Annotated in this window: 16 protein-coding genes; 10 read left to right on the top strand and 6 right to left on the bottom strand. The window is 75.7% G+C overall.

The window, feature by feature from the left end:
• Positions 1–337 precede the first annotated feature (337 nt).
• Both ACFVUH_RS01360 and ACFVUH_RS01355 read left to right on the top strand, forming a co-directional pair.
• The gene (locus ACFVUH_RS01360) at positions 338–850 is read left to right on the top strand and encodes an RNA polymerase sigma factor (RefSeq protein WP_387910378.1); all 513 of its coding nucleotides are present in this window, start codon (positions 338–340) and stop codon (positions 848–850) included.
• 43 nt (positions 851–893) lie between these two features.
• Positions 894–1,976, top strand: a complete 1,083-nt coding sequence (locus ACFVUH_RS01355) for a hypothetical protein (RefSeq protein ID WP_387910377.1) — start codon at positions 894–896, stop codon at positions 1,974–1,976.
• An 84-nt stretch (positions 1,977–2,060) separates the two neighbouring features.
• Here ACFVUH_RS01355 and ACFVUH_RS01350 read toward each other — a convergent pair whose 3' ends face one another.
• A complete protein-coding gene (locus ACFVUH_RS01350) occupies positions 2,061–3,500 on the bottom strand; it encodes a cation:dicarboxylate symporter family transporter (RefSeq protein ID WP_387910376.1) in 1,440 nt (479 codons plus the stop codon).
• A 288-nt stretch (positions 3,501–3,788) separates the two neighbouring features.
• Between ACFVUH_RS01350 and ACFVUH_RS01345 the strand changes: the two genes are divergently transcribed.
• The 4 genes from ACFVUH_RS01345 (at position 3,789) to ACFVUH_RS01330 (ending at position 8,490) form a co-directional block, all read left to right on the top strand.
• A complete protein-coding gene (locus ACFVUH_RS01345; RefSeq protein WP_387910374.1) occupies positions 3,789–5,513 on the top strand; it encodes an ATP-binding protein in 1,725 nt (574 codons plus the stop codon).
• The gene (locus ACFVUH_RS01340; protein ID WP_387910372.1) at positions 5,510–6,301 is read left to right on the top strand and encodes a response regulator; all 792 of its coding nucleotides are present in this window, start codon (positions 5,510–5,512) and stop codon (positions 6,299–6,301) included. The genes ACFVUH_RS01345 and ACFVUH_RS01340 overlap by 4 nt, the downstream gene beginning before the upstream one ends.
• Before the next feature lie 252 nt (positions 6,302–6,553).
• On the top strand, positions 6,554–7,465 hold the full coding sequence (locus tag ACFVUH_RS01335; protein ID WP_387910370.1) for a trypsin-like serine peptidase: 912 nt from the start codon (positions 6,554–6,556) through the stop codon (positions 7,463–7,465).
• Positions 7,466–7,584: 119 nt separating this feature from the next.
• Positions 7,585–8,490: an NADP-dependent oxidoreductase gene (locus ACFVUH_RS01330; RefSeq protein ID WP_355365678.1), complete on the top strand. Its 906-nt coding sequence runs from the start codon at positions 7,585–7,587 to the stop codon at positions 8,488–8,490.
• 10 nt (positions 8,491–8,500) lie between these two features.
• On the opposite strand, the gene ACFVUH_RS01325 is transcribed toward ACFVUH_RS01330, so the two are convergent.
• Complete coding sequence (locus ACFVUH_RS01325) at positions 8,501–8,866, bottom strand: PH domain-containing protein (RefSeq protein WP_387910367.1); 366 nt, start codon at positions 8,864–8,866, stop codon at positions 8,501–8,503.
• A gap of 64 nt (positions 8,867–8,930) precedes the next feature.
• On the bottom strand, positions 8,931–9,662 hold the full coding sequence (locus ACFVUH_RS01320) for a class I SAM-dependent methyltransferase (protein WP_387910365.1): 732 nt from the start codon (positions 9,660–9,662) through the stop codon (positions 8,931–8,933).
• Between the two features lie 248 nt (positions 9,663–9,910).
• Between ACFVUH_RS01320 and ACFVUH_RS01315 the strand changes: the two genes are divergently transcribed.
• The 3 genes from ACFVUH_RS01315 to ACFVUH_RS01305 all read left to right on the top strand — a co-directional run bounded on the left by ACFVUH_RS01315 (position 9,911) and on the right by ACFVUH_RS01305 (position 13,548).
• Positions 9,911–11,293: a diaminobutyrate--2-oxoglutarate transaminase family protein gene (locus ACFVUH_RS01315; protein ID WP_387910364.1), complete on the top strand. Its 1,383-nt coding sequence runs from the start codon at positions 9,911–9,913 to the stop codon at positions 11,291–11,293.
• The gene (locus ACFVUH_RS01310; RefSeq protein ID WP_387910363.1) at positions 11,290–12,936 is read left to right on the top strand and encodes a pyridoxal phosphate-dependent decarboxylase family protein; all 1,647 of its coding nucleotides are present in this window, start codon (positions 11,290–11,292) and stop codon (positions 12,934–12,936) included. Before ACFVUH_RS01315 ends, ACFVUH_RS01310 begins: the two co-directional genes overlap by 4 nt.
• Before the next feature lie 198 nt (positions 12,937–13,134).
• A complete protein-coding gene (locus ACFVUH_RS01305) occupies positions 13,135–13,548 on the top strand; it encodes a hypothetical protein (protein WP_387910361.1) in 414 nt (137 codons plus the stop codon).
• Positions 13,549–13,669: 121 nt separating this feature from the next.
• On the opposite strand, the gene ACFVUH_RS01300 is transcribed toward ACFVUH_RS01305, so the two are convergent.
• Positions 13,670–14,467, bottom strand: coding sequence for an inositol monophosphatase family protein (locus ACFVUH_RS01300; protein ID WP_355366036.1), 798 nt, complete (start codon positions 14,465–14,467; stop codon positions 13,670–13,672).
• Between the two features lie 289 nt (positions 14,468–14,756).
• On the opposite strand from ACFVUH_RS01300, the gene ACFVUH_RS01295 reads away from it, so the two are divergent.
• Positions 14,757–15,158 (top strand): VOC family protein, encoded by a 402-nt coding sequence (locus ACFVUH_RS01295; protein ID WP_355365699.1) that lies wholly within the window; start codon positions 14,757–14,759, stop codon positions 15,156–15,158.
• Positions 15,159–15,266: 108 nt separating this feature from the next.
• Here ACFVUH_RS01295 and ACFVUH_RS01290 read toward each other — a convergent pair whose 3' ends face one another.
• Together ACFVUH_RS01290 and ACFVUH_RS01285 are read right to left on the bottom strand one after the other, a co-directional pair.
• The gene (locus tag ACFVUH_RS01290) at positions 15,267–15,974 is read right to left on the bottom strand and encodes a bleomycin resistance protein (protein WP_387910358.1); all 708 of its coding nucleotides are present in this window, start codon (positions 15,972–15,974) and stop codon (positions 15,267–15,269) included.
• 362 nt (positions 15,975–16,336) lie between these two features.
• Positions 16,337–16,855 carry a GNAT family N-acetyltransferase gene (locus ACFVUH_RS01285; protein WP_387910356.1) on the bottom strand — a complete coding sequence of 173 codons (519 nt, stop codon included), beginning with the start codon at positions 16,853–16,855 and terminating at the stop codon, positions 16,337–16,339.
• Positions 16,856–16,865: the final 10 nt, after the last annotated feature.

The following is a 16,865-nucleotide window of genomic DNA, read 5'->3' as shown; positions in this document are numbered from 1 at the left end:
AATGCTCGAATGCGCGAATGAACGCGTGCGTGCGTGCGTGAATGAGTGAATCGGCGGGTGGGGGAGCCGGAAGGGCGGTGCGGCGTGCCGTACCGCCCTTCCGCGGTTCTTCCTTTTCCTTCTCTTTCGGCGGCGCCGACGCATCACCGGGACCCGCAGCGGGCAAAAGGACGGCGAACCGTGATGCGCGACGCGTCATGGGAGTTCCGGCCGGTGGCGGCCGACCGGGATTCGGGGTGCCGATTTCCGAGGGGGCGGCATGGGGAGAACGCCGGGCTGTCGGGGCGACGGGGGAGCGGGCGGCTGTTCCGGGGCCGAATCGGCGGAATTCGACCGGGTGTTCACGGAATTGCTGCCCCGGCTGCACCGGGCGGCCGTCCGTCTGGTCGGAAATCCGTTCGGTGCGGGGGACGTCGTCCACGAGGCGTATGTGCGCATCGCCCGGCGGCCGGCCCGTTTCCTCGGCCATCCGCGGCCCTACGCCTACGCGTTCACCGTGATGGTCAACGTCGTGCGCGACGAGTGGCGCCGTGACCGCCGCCGACTGGTGCCGTTCGAGGTGCTGGAGGACGTCGAGGCGCTCGGCGCGGAGGCCGGCGGGCAGGCGGAGCTGCAGGCGCACTGGGAGGTCGTCCGGCTGCTGGGCTGCCTGACGGCCAAGCAGGCGCGCGCCGTCCTGCTGGTCGACCTCGACGGGTACGGTCTGGAGGAGGCCGCGGCCCTGCTCGGCGTGCACCGCTCCACCCTGGCCCTCACCCGGCGGCGGGCACTGGACCGGCTGCGGACCGTTCTCGAACGGGAGCGCGAGCACGAGACGGCCGACGGGGCCGGTTCCGGCGCGCCGAGCTGACGGTCTGTCAGGTGGGGCGCCGGTCCCGCCCGTACGCTGAACCGTGATCACGTACGAGGAGCACCGGCTCCGCTCCCTGGCGGACGAGGGCCGTTGGATCGAACTGCTGGGCGCCTACCGGCAGGCCCGCGCCGCCGCCGTCGCGCTCGACCCCGCACCCACCGGCGCCGCGCGGGGCCGGGCCGCCGCCGCGACCGCCCCGCTCGGCCACCTGATCGCGTACGCGGCGCCGCCCGAGGTGGCGGCCCGGCTGTTCGACCCGGACGGGGGCCCCGGCACCGCCGCCGGTGTCGCCGACCACGACGCCGGACCGCTCTGGGAGGTGCTGGCGACCCGGCACCGCTGGCGACGCCTCGCCCCGCTGCTCGGCCCGCCCCCCGTGCGGCGGCTGGTCGCGCAGACCCGGGTGCTGCTCGGCGAGGACCTCTCGCGGGACGCCGAGCCGGACCGGGAGGGCGTCCCGCTGCGGCTGGAGCCGTGGGAGGCGGCGGGCCGGGGCGAGGGGGCGCCGGTGCGCGAGTACCTGCGCGACGGCGGTTCGCGCAGCGCGCTGCTCACGTTGCCGGCCAGCCGGGAGGGCCTGGCCCCGGTGGAACTGCCCGAACCCGGCGCCCGGCTGCCCGGGCAGCCGGCCACCCGGGCGCTCGCCGAACTGGCCGGGTGGGCGCGGGCGGTCTGCGTGCGGGGGCCGGCACCGCTCGCCGCCGCGCAGCTCGCGCCCGGGCGGCTGGTCACCGGCGGGTACCTGCCGTTCGCGCTCGCCTGGCCGGCGCTGGTGCAGGCGGGCGTCGCGGACCGGGCGCACGGCGCGGCGCACGGGCGGCTCGCGCTGTGGCGGGCGCTGGCGGCGATGGCCGGTGCCGCGCTGCCGCCGGGGCCGGTGGGATCGCCGGGGCCGATGGGATCGCCGGGGCCGATGGGGTCACCGGGGTCACCGGGGTCGCCGGTGCGGCTGGGGCTGCGGGGACCGGAGCGGGTGGACCGGGGGGAGGTGGGCGCGCTGGTCGCCCGGATGCGCTGCTTCACCTGGGAGGACCCGGCGGACCGGTTGCGGCACCTGCACCTCGCGCTGGAGGACCCGGTGACCGGCCTGAGCTGGGCGGTCAGCGGGTCCGAGGAGGTCTGAGCGGAGGGGCGAAGCCCCCGGTCCGGCGCCGTTTCCGGGGGGTTGGACGGGGCGCCGGACCGGGGAGTCGGGGGGTGGGACGGCTCAGGCGGCGGGCGCCGGGGCCGGGGCGGTGGTGGTGACGGGCCCGGGGGCGGGGGCCGTGGCGGGGCTCGTAGCCGTGGCGGGGGCCGGGTCCGGGTGCGGGGCCGGGGCGCCGTGGGCGTCGGCGTCCAGCAGCGTCCGCTCGTCGAACGGCACCGTGCCCGCCAGCACCTGCCGGGCCCGCTCGCGGTCGAACTCGCCGGTCCACTGGCCGATCAGCACGGTGGCGACGGCGTTGCCCGCGAAGTTGGTCATCGCCCTGGCCTCGGACATGAACCGGTCGATGCCGACGATCAGGCCGACGCCGTCCACCAGCGCGGGCTTGTGCGACTGCAGCCCGCCCGCCAGGGTGGCGAGTCCGGCGCCGGTGACGCCGGCGGCGCCCTTGCTGGCGATCACCATGAAGACCAGCAGCGACAGCTGCTCGCCCACCGACATCGGCTTGTCCATGGCCTCCGAGATGAAGATCGAGGCCATCGTGAGGTAGATCGCGGTCCCGTCCAGGTTGAAGCTGTAGCCGGTCGGGACGGTGATGCCGACCACCGGGCGGCTGACGCCCAGGTGCTCCATCTTGGCGATCAGCCGGGGCAGCGCGCTCTCCGAGGAGGAGGTGGAGAGGATCAGCAGGAACTCGCGGCCCAGGTAGCGCAGCAGGGCGAAGACGTTGACGCCCGCGACCAGGCGCAGCAGCGTGCCGAGCACCACGACCACGAACAGCGCGCAGGTCAGGTAGAAGCCGATCATGATGACGGCGAGACTCTTCAGCGCGGCCGTACCGGTGGCGCCGACCACCGCCGCCATCGCCCCGAACGCGCCGACCGGGGCCACCCACATGATCATCGCCATCACCCGGAAGACCAGCCGCTGCACGTGCTCGACGCCGCGCAGCACGGGCGCGCCGGCCGGGCCCATCGCCTGCAGGGCGAAGCCGACCAGCAGTGCGACCAGCAGGGTCTGCAGCACCTTGCCCTCGGTCAGGGCGGAGAGCAGGGAGGTCGGGATCATCCCGAGCAGGAAGTCGGTGGTCGACTGCGCGCCGCCGGCGGCGGCCTGGGCGTGGCCGGACTTGGCGAGCGCGGCGGTCAGGTGGAGGCCGCCACCGGGCTCCAGCAGGTTGCCGACCAGCAGCCCGATGCCGAGGGCGACGGTCGACATGGCGAGGAAGTAGCCGAGGGCCAGGCCGCCGACCCGGCCGACCTTGGCGGCCTTGCTCACCGAGCCGATGCCGAGCACGATGGTGCAGAAGATGACCGGGCTGATCATCATCTTGATGAGGTTGACGAAGCCCGTGCCGACCGGCTTCAGCTCCACCGCGAAGCCCGGCGCGGCCAGGCCCACCACGACGCCCGCGACGACCGCCGCGATCACGGCGAGGTAGAGGTAGTGGGTGCGGTCCTTCGTCGCGGTGCCCGCGCGTGCGGCTCCTGCGGTGATCGACATCTGCGGCTCCTTCGCCACTGCTGTTGCGCGGTCGCGCGTGCGCCGGTGCGTCCATGAAGGCGCTCTCGTAGGGGGTGAGCCCTGAGGGTGGGCCCTGGGGGTGAGCTCGTGAGGGCGAGCTCGTGAGGACGCGCGACCGTGCGGTCCCGGCGGCCCCGGGGGGAGGGCCGCTCCGACTATGCGGGCAGGCGTGACGCGGGTCACGCTTGCGTTCATAGAGTTCACGAGGCCGCCGCTCCCGCCCCGGCCCGGACGGGACGACCGGGCCCGTGGTGCACACTGACAGGCATGTCCGCGCGTACCCTCATCCCGCCGCGCCGGCCGGTGCGCAGCCTGGCCGGACAGCTCTTCGTCGTCCAAGTGGTCATCGTCGCCGCCGTGGTGGCCGGCGGGGCGGTGCTCGCGTACCTGTTCACCGCCGACCGCACCGAGGACGCCGCCCGCCGCCAGGTCACCGCCGTCGCCCGCGCCGTCGCCGACTCCCCGGCCGTTCTCGCCGCCGTCACCGCGCCCGACCCCACGGCCGTGCTCCAGCCCTACGCCGAGCGGGTGCGGGCCGACACCGGGGTCTCGTTCGTCACCGTGATGGACACCGAGGGCGTCCGCTGGACCCACCCGCTGCCCGAGCAGATCGGCCGCACCTTCCTCGGCCACATCGACTGGGCGCTCGCCGGCCGGACCCGCAGCGAGACGTACACCGGCACGCTCGGCCCCTCGGTGCGGGTGGTCACCCCGGTGCTGGACGAGCGGCACCGGGTGGTCGCCCTGGTCAGCGCGGGCATCACGGTGCAGTCCATCTCCGCCCAGCTGCGCGGGCCGCTGCTCGCCCTGGTCGGCGTCGCGGCGGGCGCGCTGGTGCTCGGCGGCATCGGCACCTACCTCGCCAACTCCCGGCTGCGGCGCCACACCCACGGCATGGGCCCGGACGAGCTCAGCCACCTCTACGAGTACCACCAGGCCACCCTGCACGCCGTCCGGGAGGGGCTGGTGCTGCTCGACCGCGACCGCCGGGTGGTGCTCTGCAACGACGCCGCGCGTGAACTCCTCGGCCTGGCCGGCCCGGTGGAAGGCCGGCCGGTCGCGGAGCTGGGCCTGCCGACGGCACTGGTGACGGCCGTCTCGGGGGCCGATCCGGTCCGCGACGAGGTGCACCTGACCGCCGAGCGGGTGGTGGTGCTCAACACCTCCACCATCGGCACCGGACTCGGCCGCGTCCTCACCCTTCGCGACCACACCGAACTCCAGTCGCTGAGCGGCGAACTGGACTCGGTGCGCGGCTTCACCGAGGCGCTCGGCGCGCAGGCGCACGAGGCCGCCAACCGGCTGCACGCGGTCGTCTCGCTGATCGAACTCGGCCGCCACCGCGAGGCGGTGGAGTTCGCCACCGCCGAACTCGCCCTGGCCCAGCGGCTCACCGACCGGGTGGTGGCGGCCGTCGGCGAACCCGTGCTGGCCGCCCTGCTGCTCGGCAAGGCCGCCCAGGCCGCCGAGCGGGGCGTGGAGTTGGTGCTCACCCCGGACAGCTCCATCGACGACGGGGTGCTGCCGCCCCACCTGAGCGCGCGCGACCTCATCACCGTCCTCGGCAACCTGGTCGACAACGCCGTGGACGCCGCCATCGCCGGCGCGGCCGAGAGCCCCGACCCGCCGGAGGTCACCGTCACCGCCCGGATCGACGGCGAGCACCTGCTGCTGCGGGTCGCGGACACCGGCACCGGCATCGCCCCGGGCGCGGTGGAGGACGTGTTCCGGCGCGGCTGGAGCACCAAGCGGGACGGAGCCGGAGACGGGCACGGGCACGGACACGGGCATGGACACGGACACGGGACCGGCGGGGGCCACGGGCGCGGCATCGGGCTCGCGCTCGTCGCGCAGACCGCCCGGCGCAACGGCGGCACCGTCGAGGTCGGCCGGGAGCGCGGCGCCGTCCTCACCGTCCGGCTGCCGCTGGACCGGCCGACGCGCGCGGACGCGGGGGAGCACGGGCACGGGCACCTGGCGGTGGCCCCGTGAGCGGCGCGCCGCCGTCGCCGGGGCGGCCCGAGATCTCCGTCCTGGTCGTGGAGGACGACCCGGTGGCCGCCGCGGCCCACGCCCTCTACGTCGGCCGCGAACCCGGCTTCCGGACCGCCGGCACCGTGCACGGCTGCGCACAGGCGCTGCGCTTCCTGGAGCGCGAGCGCGCCGCGGGCCGGCCCGTCGACCTGCTGCTGCTCGACCTCCACCTGCCCGACGGGCACGGCCTGCAGCTCTGCGGCACGCTGCGTGCCGCCGGGCACACCACCGACGTCATCGCCGTCACCTCCGCCCGCGACCTCGCCATGGTCCGCCAGGCGGTCTCCGCGGGCGTCGTCCAGTACCTGCTGAAGCCCTTCGCCGCCGCCGCGCTGCACGACCGCCTGGAGCGCTACGCCCGCTACCGGGACACCCTCGGCCGGACCGGTCCGGCCACCGGGCAGGACGAGGTCGACCAGGCGCTCGCGCTGCTCCGCGCACCCGAACGCACGGCCCTGCCCAAGGGGTTGAGCGCGCCGACGCTGGACACCGTGGCCGGTGTGCTGCGCGCGGCCCGCACCGGCCTGTCCGCTGCGGCCGCGGGCACGGCGGCCGGTGTCTCGCGGATCACCGCCCGCCGCTACCTGGAGCACCTGGTGGACACCGGGCTCGCCGCCCGCGAACCCCGGTACGGCACCGTCGGCCGCCCGGAGTTGTGCTACCGCTGGACGGGCGGTGACGGCGAGGGTGGCGACGGCGGCGGGCGCGGCGGGCGCGGTGGGCGCGGTGGGCCGAGCGACGGCTGAACGGGTGAACTGCCCTGCTGTCAGGGCCTGTTCGGGTGAGGTGTTCTGAGTACCCGTACTCAGGCGGCGCGCCCGGGTGCGGTGTCACCCTGCCGGTGGGGCGGCCACCGGGCCGGCCGACGGACACGGGAAGCGGGGACGACGCGGATGAAGTGGCCGAGGGCGTTGTGCGGGGCCGTGATCGCGGTGACGTTGGGGTTGGGGCCGGTCGGGACGGCGGGCGCGGAGCCCCGGACCGAACCGGCCCGCGGCATGTCCACCGCCTCGGCGAGCGCGGCGGACGACGCCGCGACCCTGGCGTACTGGACGCCGGAGCGGATGGCGGCCGTGCTGGCCGCGGACCAGGGGGCCGGCGGGGACGAGGGGGCCGACGGGGCCGCCGCGGACGAGGGGGCCGAGGGTGCGAGCGGGTCGGGGGAAGGGAAGCGGGGCGCCGCCGTCGAGGCGGCCGCCCGCTTCGCGGCCGACCGGTCGGTGAGCAGGGCATCGGTGGACCGGACGGTGGGGCGCGTCTTCTACGTCAACCCCGCCACCCAGCTGCCCGGGGTCTGCTCGGCCAGTGCCGTGAACAGCCCCTCGCGCATGATGGTGATCACCTCGGCGCACTGCGCCGCGGTGGGCGGCAGCCGGATGAACGGTGAGAAGCCGCAGTGGTTCAATGCCAACTGGGTCTACGTGCCGGGGTACAACGGCTCCGACGCCGCCGCCTACGGGAGGTTCACCTGGAAGAACGGCCGGGTGTTCAACAACTGGCTGGACAACGAGCGGGCCGCCGAGTGGGACGTCGCGATGATCACCGTCAACCCCAACGCCGACGGGAAGCGGATCGTCGACGCCACCGGCGCGAACGGCCTGATCGTGAACCAGCGTGACGAGGTGACCGTCACCGCCGTCGGCTACCCGGTCAACCTCGACAAGGGCGAGTACCAGGTCTCGTGCACCGGCACCCTGGAGCGGCTGATCCTCTACCCCAGCCTGCTGGAGCTGCCCTGCCGACTGCTGGGCCACGGGGCGAGCGGCGGGCCCTGGCTGTGGACGGACCCGCAGACGGGGATCACCAAGATCAACGGTGTCACCCGGTCGCACGACGGCATCGAGATCGACACCCCGTACTTCGACGAGGGTGTCTGGAGCATGTACCTCGAACAGGGCTCGGTGACCTGACCTGGCCTGGCCTGGCCTGACGTGACCCCGGCCGAGGCGCCCGGCCGGCCGGGAATTCCCATGATCGTCGCGGCGGTTGACCCGGTGACACCGCAACCGCCGTATGAGAAGGGCTCTCCGTGCGCGCCATCCGGATCGACCGCTTCGGCACCCCCGACGTCCTGCGCGTCGTCGACGCCCCCGAGCCCTCGGCGGCCGGCGGGGAGGTGCTGATCCGGGCCACCGCGACCAGCATCAACCCCGTCGACGACAAGACCCGGGAGGGCGCCATCGGTCCGGGGACGCCGCCGCTGCCGATGACGCTCGGCTGGGACCTCGCCGGCACCGTGGTCGACGGCGGCCGCAGCGGGCTGCGCGCCGGGGAGCCCGTCGTCGCGATGTCGCACCAGCTCGGCTCCGGGCGCGGGACGTGGGCCGAGCTGGTCGCGCTGCCCGTCGCGGCGGTGGCCCGCGCGCCCAGGACGGTCGAGCCGGCCGCGGCGGCGACGCTGCCGCTGCCCGGGCTGACGGCCTGGCAGACCCTCGACTGGCTCGGCGTGCGGGCCGGCGAGCGGCTGCTGATCGCCGGCGCCGCCGGGGCCGTCGGCGGGCTGGCCCTGCAGATCGCCCGGGCGCGCGGCGTCGAGGTCGACGCCCTGGTCTCCCGGGGCGAGCAGGCCGCCTTCGCCCGCGAGCACGGCGCCGGCCTGGCCACCACCGACCCCGACGAGCTGCGCGAGGGCGGCTACGACGCCGTCTTCGACACGTACGGGGCGTTCGCGACGCGGGCGGTGGCCGACGGTGGCCGCTACGCGTCGATCGCCACCCAGGCCGGCCCCGTCCCCGACCTCTCGGCCCGGGGCGTGCGCACCACGGTCCACCAGGTGCGCGAGGACGGCGCGGCGCTCGCCGAGCTGGTCGCGCTGGTCGACCGCGGCGCGCTGCGCCCCCGGGTGCACGCCGTGTTCGGCCTCGGCGAGGTCCGGGAGGCGCACGAGCGGTTCCGGCGGGGCGGGCTGGGCGGCAAGCTCGCCCTGGTGTTCTGAGCGGCCGGGGTCAGCGGGTGACGAACTCGCTGAGCAGGGCCTGCACCTCGTAGATGTCCACGCCCTTGGTGAAGTTCTTGGAGATCGGCAGCGCGGCGCCCGACAGCCAGATCTTCAGTTCGGCGTCCAGGTCGAAGTTCCCGGAGGTCTCCACGGCGAAGTGGGAGATCGAGCGGTAGGGGATCGAGTGGTACTCGGTCTTCTTGCCGGTGATGCCCTGCTTGTCGACCAGGATCAGCCGGCGGTCGGTGAACAGGAAGGAGTCGCGCAGCAGTTGGTAGGCGGCCCGGAGCTGCTCGCCCTCGCCGAAGAGCTGGGCGAACTCCTTGTGGGCCTCGTCGTTGTCCACGCGGTGGGCGTTGCCGAAGAGCGCCATGCCGGCTCCTCTCGTCGGGCACCCGGTTCGGGTGCGGAGGGTTCCGAGTCTGGCATGCCGGTGATCACGGCCGGGTGGCGCTCCCGCTCGTGTCCGGGCCGGCCGTCTCCCCGGCGGCAGCGTCCGGCGTCCGCTCGGCGAGGGCGAGGTAGCGGTCGTCGGCGTCGGTGTAGGAGGTCAGGCGCCAGCCGGCGGCGGTGAGCAGCGGGCGGAGGTTGGGCTCGGCCCGCAGGTCGTCCGGGGTGACGGCGCGGCCGTGGCGGGCGGCGAGGGCGGCGCGGCCGACGGGGTGGAACAGCGCGAGCCGGGCGCCGGGGCGGGCGACCCGGGCGAGTTCGCCGAGGGCGCGGGCCGGGTCGGGCAGGTGGGAGAGCAGGCCGGCGGCGAAGACCGCGTCCAGCGCGGCGTCGGGCAGGGGGAGCCGGGCGCAGTCGGCGACCAGCAGCTCGGCGGTGCCGGGGTGGCGGGCGGCGGCCTCGTGCAGCATCTCCGGGGTCACGTCGGCGCCGAGCACCCGGCCGGCCGGGCCGACCGCCGCGCGCAGCGGCGGCAGGGCGCGGCCGGTGCCGCAGCCCGCGTCCAGCACGGACTCGCCCGGGCGCAGGGCGAGTTCGGCGACGGCGGCGGCGTAGCGCGGGCCGTCGTCGGGGAACTTGGCGTCCCAGTCGGCGGCGCGGACGGCGAAGAACGCGCGGGTGCGGGCCAGTTCGGCGGCGTACGCGGCGGCGTCGGGGCCGAGGCCGGCGCCGGTGTCCGGGCCGGGCGGGGTGGACGGCGAGGGCGGGGTGGACGGCATGCGGTGAGGGTAGCGCGCGGTGGTGTCGCCCGGACCGTGACCTCCGGGCGGGTCGCTCGTTGGGGAAACGGGTCCGCTGTCACTCGCGCGGGTGGTTTCCGGAGGCCGGGGCGGATCCGGGCGAGGCGGGGAAGTAAGGTTAGCCTCACCTAAATTCTTGGGAGCCCACCTTGACGCTCGCCGCTGAGCCCGCCACCGGTCCGACCGTCCCCGTGCCAACCCCCGTACCAACGCCTGTACCGACTCCTGTGCCAACTCCTGTGCCAACCGCCGTGCCGACTCCCGCCCCGGCCGAGGCCGTACTGCGGCGCCAGCGCGTCCGGGAGTCCGCCGCCCGCACCTACGCGCGCTCCTTCCCGATCGTCCCGGTGCGCGCCAACGGCATGACCGTCGAGGGCGCCGACGGCCGCCGCTACCTCGACTGCCTCTCCGGCGCCGGCACCCTCGCCCTCGGCCACAACCACCCCGTCGTCCTGGAGGCGATCCGCCGCACCCTCGACAGCGGCGCCCCGCTGCACCTGCTCGACCTCGCCACCGCCGAGAAGGACGACTTCACCACCGCCCTGTTCGAGAGCCTGCCGCCCGCCTTCGCCGACGGCGCGCGCGTGCACTTCTGCGGCCCCGCCGGGACGGACGCCGTCGAGGCCGCGCTCAAACTGATGCAGACCGCCACCGGCCGCTCCGGCGCCCTCGCCTTCACCGGCGCCTACCACGGGATGACCGCCGGCGCCCTCGCGCTCACCGGCAACGTCGCCGTCAAGGAGCCGCTGCCCGGCGGCGGCGAGGTGGTCCGGCTGCCCTACCCCTACGGCTACCGCTGCCCGTTCGGTGTCGGCGGGGACGCCGGCGCCGACCTGTCCGCCACCTACGTCGAGCGGCTGCTCGACGACCCCTCCGGCGGCGTCGTCCCGCCCGCCGCGATGATCCTGGAGGCCGTCCAGGGCGAGGGCGGCGTCGTCCCGGCGCCCGACGACTGGCTGCGCGCGATGCGCCGGATCACCGCCGAGCGCCGCATCCCGCTCGTCGTCGACGAGGTGCAGACCGGCGTGGGCCGCACCGGCGCGATGTGGGCGGTCGAGCACAGCGGGATCCTGCCGGACGCGATGGTGCTCTCCAAGGCGATCGGCGGCAGCCTGCCGCTCGCCGTCGTCGTCTACCGCGAGGAGTACGACGGCTGGCGGCCCGGCGCGCACACCGGCACCTTCCGCGGCAACACGCTCGCCATGGCGGCCGGCGCCGCCACCCTGCGCCACGTCGCCGCGAACGGCCTCGCCGAGCGGGCGGCGCTGGTCGGCGCGCGGATGACCGAACGGCTGCGGGCGCTGGCCCGGGAACTGCCGGTGATCGGGGACGTCCGCGGGCGCGGGCTGATGATCGGCGTGGAACTCGTCGACCCGGCGGCGGAACCGGACGCCTGCGGGGCCCGGCCGGCCGCCCCCGGGCTCGCCGTCCGGGTGCGCGAGGCGTGCCTCGCACGCGGACTGATCGTCGAACTCGGCGGGCGGCACGACGCCGTCCTGCGGCTGCTGCCCCCGCTCACCGTCACGGACGAGCAGGCGGCCGCGGTGCTGGACCGGCTCGCCGACGCCATCGCGGCGGCCTCGGCGGCCGGGCCGGCGGTGTCCGCGTGAGCGGGGACGGTGCCGGCGGGGCGGGGGGCTCGGGTGCGGGCGGGGGGATCGGCGGCGTCGGCGTGGGCGGGCCGGACGTCGACGGGCTGCTCGGCGGGGCCGGACCGCTGGACGCCCTGTCCGGCGGGGTCGGCGGGCCCGCCGCGCTCGGTCCGCTGCTCGCCACCGTCCTCGACGCGCTGGAGACCGGCGCCACCCGGCGCGGCGGCCCACTGCCCACCGGCCGCCCCGCCGACCTCGCCGCCCGGACCGCCGAGGTACTCGCCGCCGCGCACGGCCGCGACGCCCTCGCCCGCCTCACCGAACTCCTCGCCCACGGCGCCGCCGACCCGGCCGATCCCCATTGCGCCGCCCACCTGCACTGCCCGCCGCTCGCCGTCGCCGCCGCCGCCGACCTCGCCGTCAGCGCCCTCAACCCGTCCCAGGACTCCTGGGACCAGGCCCCCGCCGCGACCGCGCTGGAGACCGGGCTGATCGCCGAGCTCGCCGCCCTGGTCGGCTACGACCCGGAGCTCGCCGCCGGGGTGCTCACCTCCGGCGGCACCGAGTCCAACCTCATGGGCCTCATGCTCGCCCGCGACCAGAAACTCGACGGCATCGTCGAACTCGACGGCCTGCTCGGCCTGCCCGCCGGTACCCGGCCGCGGATCTTCGCCTCCCGGGCCGCGCACTTCTCCGTCCAGCGGGCGGCGGCTCTGCTCGGCCTCGGCGAACGGGCCGTCGTTCCCGTCGACGTCGACCGCGAGCTGCGGATGGACCCGGCCGCACTCGAACGCGCCCTGGCGGAGACCGGCTGGGCCGGCGCCACCCCGCTCGCCGTCGTCGCCACCGCCGGCACCACCGACACCGGCGCCGTCGACCCGCTGCCCGCCGTCGCCGACCTCGCCGCCCGCTACGGTGCCTGGCTGCACGTCGACGCCGCGTACGGCGGCGGCGCACTGCTCTCCGACCGGCTCGCCCCACTGCTGGCGGGCATCGAACGGGCCGACTCCGTCTCGCTGGACTGGCACAAGCTGGGCTGGCAGCCGGCCGCCGCCGGGGTCTTCCTGGTCCGCCGCGCCGAGACGTACGTCTCGCTCGCCCGCCGGGCCGCCTACCTCAACCCGGCCGACGACGAACGGGCCGGCTACCCGAGCCTGCTGGGCCTCTCGCTGCGCACCACCCGGCGGCCGGACGCCTTCAAGCTCGCCGTCACCCTGCGCACCCTCGGCCGCGCCGGACTCGGCCGGCTCGTCGACGCCTGCCACGACCTCGCCCTCGCCGCCGCCGACGCCGTCCGGGCGGAGCCGGAGCTGGAACTGCACACCGAACCGGTCCTCACCGCGCTGCTGTTCCGCTACCGGCCGACGCAGGCCGGTCCCGCGGGGCCTGCGGTGCGCGAACCGGCCGGCGTCGACCCGGCCGATGTCGACCCGGCCGATGTCGACCCGGTGGTGCTCGACCGGGTCAACGCCGAACTGCGCCGTGCGCTGCTGCGCTCCGGCCGGGCCGTGGTCGGCCGCACCGAACTGCCCGGCGAGGGCCCGGGGCGGGTCCGGCTCAAGCTGACCCTGCTCAATCCGCACACCACCGCCGAGGAGGTCGCCGGGCTGCTCGCCGAGGTCGTCCGGGCGGGCCGGGAGGCGTGGAGCGCGGCACGGTAGCTCAGACGGCCCCGGTGGGGGGCGGGGGTGGCGACCCGCAGGTGGTAGTTCACCCCGGTGGAGAAGTCGAGGGTGCCGGACTCGCCCCGGATCGTCAGTTCGTGGTTCCCGGGTGCCGGCGGGTCCAGCCGCACCCACAGGCCGCAGGACCAGGTGTCGCCGGCGTCCTCCGCGGCCTCGCCGAAGGCGTTGCCGGGGGTGCCGAAGAACCCGATCGGGGTCGCGCCGATCGGCTCGGCGGTCAGCGGGGCACCGTCCAGCGTGGCGGAGCCCCTGGCCGTGTCCATGAACTCCTGGCAGTCGGCGGACTCGCCGAACATCGTCACCACCGGGAACAGCACCGGGACGCCGACGGGCACGGTGCAGGTCCGGTCGACGACCTCCCCGCCGGTCGTGCCGGCCAGGTACCAGAGGTTTTCGCGCTGGCGCTCGGCGCACCACCGGCCGGTCGTGTCGAGCACCGGGCTGTGCTCCGCCTCGGTCGACACCGCCCAGCCCCACCAGCCGTTCTGCACCTCCGCCGCGGTCAGCGAGTGCACCGCCACCGGCGGCTTCGGCGACTCCGACGGCTCCTCGGCCGACGGGTGCGCGGAGGAGGCCGCGGAATCGTGACCGGGTGCGGAGGTGCAGGCGGGGGTCAGGAGGAGGGCGCCGAGGACCGGCGCGACCAGGCGCCGTGACGTCATGATCGCGACGTGCAGGAGCCCGGCCGTGGCCGCTTGCCGCCGGGTGCCTACGGTGCGAGCAGGAGCGCGCGGCAGCGCTCCCAGGTGGCCGGGTCGGCGGCGACCAGCAGGCCGTCCTCGCCGCCGGGGGGCTCGGGGGCGTACGGGGTGCCGTCGAACCGGGCGGCACGGCCGCCGGCCTCAGTGAGGAGGAGGGAGCCGGGCGCGTGGTCCCAGGGGAGGGTGCGCCAGTAGAGGAGGAAGTCCATGGCGCCCTCGACGACGTCCGGGTACTCGACGCCGGCGGCGTGGCGGCCCGGGCCCAGCTCGCCGAAGGCGGCGCTGTTGGCCTCGATCAGGCGGCGGCGCGCGGGATCGAGGAAGCGGCTCTTCACCGAGCCGCGCCACTTGGCCGGGTCGGCGGCGGCGGGCGTGCGGGTCAGGCGGTGGCCGTCGCGCCAGGCGCCGGCGCCGAGCTCGGCGGTGTAGGTGGTGGCGGTGACGGGGTGCCGGATCCAGGAGGCGACCGTCCGACCGTCGCGCACCAGGGAGACCATGACGGCGTACTCGGGCCGGCCGGCGACGAAGTTGGCGGTGCCGTCGACGGGGTCGACGAGCCAGACGGCGGGCTCCGCGTGCAGCGCCCGGCCGAGGGCCGGGTCGGCCGCGACGGCCTCCTCGCCCACCACCGGGACGGGCAGCAGCTCGCGCAATCGTCGGGCGATGATCACCTCGGCCTCCCGGTCGGCGACGGTGACCACCTCGCCGGGGGCCTTCTCCATCACCTCGCCCGCCGCCAGCGCCCGGAACCGGGGCTCCACCGCCTCGGCCGAGGCCTCGGCGATGATCTCCGCCACCTTTTCCATCAGCACGCGCGCGCTCCCTTCGCCGGCTACCACTTTCGCACGTCAGTGCGGAGTCGGCGTGCGGCGGGGCGGGGAGGTTGTCGGCGGACGGGTGCTGACAAATGACAGCTGACAGATAACAGCTGACAGATTTCAATATCTGTCAGCTGTCAATTGTCAGCTTCTCCCCGGCGCCGCCGACTTCCGGGCGCTGAGCCGTCGAGCCCGCCCGGGGCCTGCGTCGCCTGCCCGCGTACCGGTGACGAGGAGCGGCTGCGCCGGCTCTGGCACGCGGGTAGGCTCGGCGCCCGTGATCGACTCCACCACCCACATCCGGGTCGCGCGCCCCTCCCGGGACCTCGCTGCGGCCGAGCGCTTCTACGTCGACGGCCTCGGCCTGGCCGTCCTGTGGCGCAGCACCGAACGCGTCTCCGGCGAGCACGACCTCCTGATGGTCGGCCCGTCCGGCGGTGGCTGGCACTTCGAGCTCACCCGCGACCCCGAGCGCCCGGTCGAGCCGACGCCCACCGTCGACGACCTCTTCGTCGTCTACCTCGGAGCCCCCGTCGACGACGCGCTGGTGCGGCGCCTGGAGGAGGCGGGCGGCAGCCGGGTCCCCGCCCACAATCCGTACTGGGACGAGTATGGAGTCACCGTGGCCGACCCGGACGGCTACCGCCTGGTGCTCTGCACCCGTAGTTGGAGCTCCTGACCGCGCGCAGGGTCCCGGAGCGGCGCGCCGGCCGCGCCGTACGCGTCGTGCACGCCGTTCGCGCTGCTCAAGGACCCTGGTGCGTCGGAGCCCGGCCCTGACGCTCGCTCAGAGCAGCACGTCTGCCAGCCGCTTGAGGTCGTCGCGGACCGACTCGCGCTCCTCCTCGGTCAGTTCGGTCGCGACCCGCTCGGCCCGCCGGGTGAACGCCTCGGCGCTCGCGCCGTCCGCGAGGCGGTGCGCCAGATCGGCGCGCAGGGCCAGGATGCGGAACAGCAGCACCGGCGCGGGCGGCCCGTCCGGCAGGGCCAGCGCGCGGTCCAGCACCCGGGCGGCCGCGGCCGGGTCCTCCTTCGAGTCGGCGAACAGTGCCGCGTGGTGCAGCGCCTTCGCGAACGGCTCCTCGGGGGACGGCCGGTGGCGCTGGTCGACGCGGATCGGCTGGCCGATCCGCAGGCAGTTGCCGCCGGGGTCGGTCACCAGGAACTGCCGTACGCCGTGCGAGGTGTCGCCGACCGGGCCGATCCGGGGCAGGCCGCGGGTCGGCACCCGCCCGTAGGCGGAGCGCAGGCCCTCCTGGAACGCGGCGTGCAGCGCGTCCACGTCGTCCGTGCGGACAAGGCAGGTGCTGTACGAGGCGCCCGGGTCGTACTGCTTCATGCCGAAGAAGTGGAGTTGGATGCCGCCGCGCTGGACCACGGCGTACGGGTTGGGGCTCGTCTGATGGAGGGTCACCTCGAAGCCGAGCGCGGTGTAGAACTCGAGCACTGGCGGGAGGGCCTGACAGGGGAGGATCGGAACCGTCGATTCGACCATGCCCGCTGACTTTACCCCTGGTTGACCGCGAATCGGACGCTTCCGGTCAGATGTCGACCCCGGGAAAGCGGCGGCCGTAGGCGGGGAGCAGCTGTTCCTGGGCCGGACGGACGACCGTCCGGCTGTCGCTCCCGTACGACCGGTCGAGGTCGGCGGTGCGTAGTTCGACGTCGTCCGGGACGGACGGTGTCGGCCGGCTCCCTTCAACCCGTGCGGACGGTGGGGGAGTTCCGGTGCTCGAGCGACAAGCCGTCCAGGAGGACGATGAGTTCGCACCGCGCGGAGGTGCTGCGTACGGAGGTGTTGCGCGGGGGTGCTCCGTGCGACCACCAGGCGCGACCAGCGGGCGGCGGCCGGGCCGGTCACGCCGTGAGCCGCTTCAGCATCACCCGCTCCGCCGCCCCGTTCGCCCCGTCCCCGCCCGCGTCGACGAACCCGTGCCGCCGGTAGAGCGCGACGGCGGCCGCGTTGCCCGGCAGTACGGCGAGCCGCAACGACGTGCTGCCCCGGCGCCGCGCCCACGCCTCGACGGCGCCGAGCAGTCCGTCCCCGATCCCGCGACCTCGCGCCCGCGGCCCGACCCACACCGACCGCAGCTCGCTCACCCCGCCCCCGCCGTCCCGCCCGCCGTCCCGCCCGTCGTCCGGCCCGGGGAGCCCGCCGGCAAGCCCGACCGGCTGCCCGTCCGCACCCACCGCGACCACGTGCACGGCATCCGCCCGCGCGAACCGGGCCCGCCACTGCTCCTCGCCGCCCGTCGGCCAGTCCGCCAGCCGCACCTTGAACGCGTACGGGGCCTCGGCGAGCGACGCCAACCGCGCGTCCCGCCACAGCGGCCAGTCGGCGGGATCGGCGGGCGTCAGAACACGGATCTCGATCACCGGACCAGTC

The sequence above is a fragment of the Kitasatospora sp. NPDC058032 genome (genome assembly GCF_042885845.1).
In the GTDB taxonomy this organism is placed as follows: domain Bacteria; phylum Actinomycetota; class Actinomycetes; order Streptomycetales; family Streptomycetaceae; genus Kitasatospora.
This window is presented reverse-complemented; position numbering and strand designations above follow the sequence as displayed.

Excerpts from the sequence above, each read along its gene's own strand:
- ACFVUH_RS01350 (WP_387910376.1), bottom strand. The coding sequence starts at position 3,500 with ATGTCGATCACCGCAGGAGCCGCACGCGCGGGCACCGCGACGAAGGAC.
- ACFVUH_RS01345 (WP_387910374.1), top strand. The coding sequence starts at position 3,789 with ATGTCCGCGCGTACCCTCATCCCGCCGCGCCGGCCGGTGCGCAGCCTG.
- ACFVUH_RS01325 (WP_387910367.1), bottom strand. The coding sequence starts at position 8,866 with ATGGCGCTCTTCGGCAACGCCCACCGCGTGGACAACGACGAGGCCCAC.
- ACFVUH_RS01290 (WP_387910358.1), bottom strand. The coding sequence starts at position 15,974 with ATGGTCGAATCGACGGTTCCGATCCTCCCCTGTCAGGCCCTCCCGCCA.
- ACFVUH_RS01320 (WP_387910365.1), bottom strand. The coding sequence starts at position 9,662 with ATGCCGTCCACCCCGCCCTCGCCGTCCACCCCGCCCGGCCCGGACACC.
- ACFVUH_RS01300 (WP_355366036.1), bottom strand. The coding sequence starts at position 14,467 with ATGGAAAAGGTGGCGGAGATCATCGCCGAGGCCTCGGCCGAGGCGGTG.
- ACFVUH_RS01335 (WP_387910370.1), top strand. The coding sequence starts at position 6,554 with ATGTCCACCGCCTCGGCGAGCGCGGCGGACGACGCCGCGACCCTGGCG.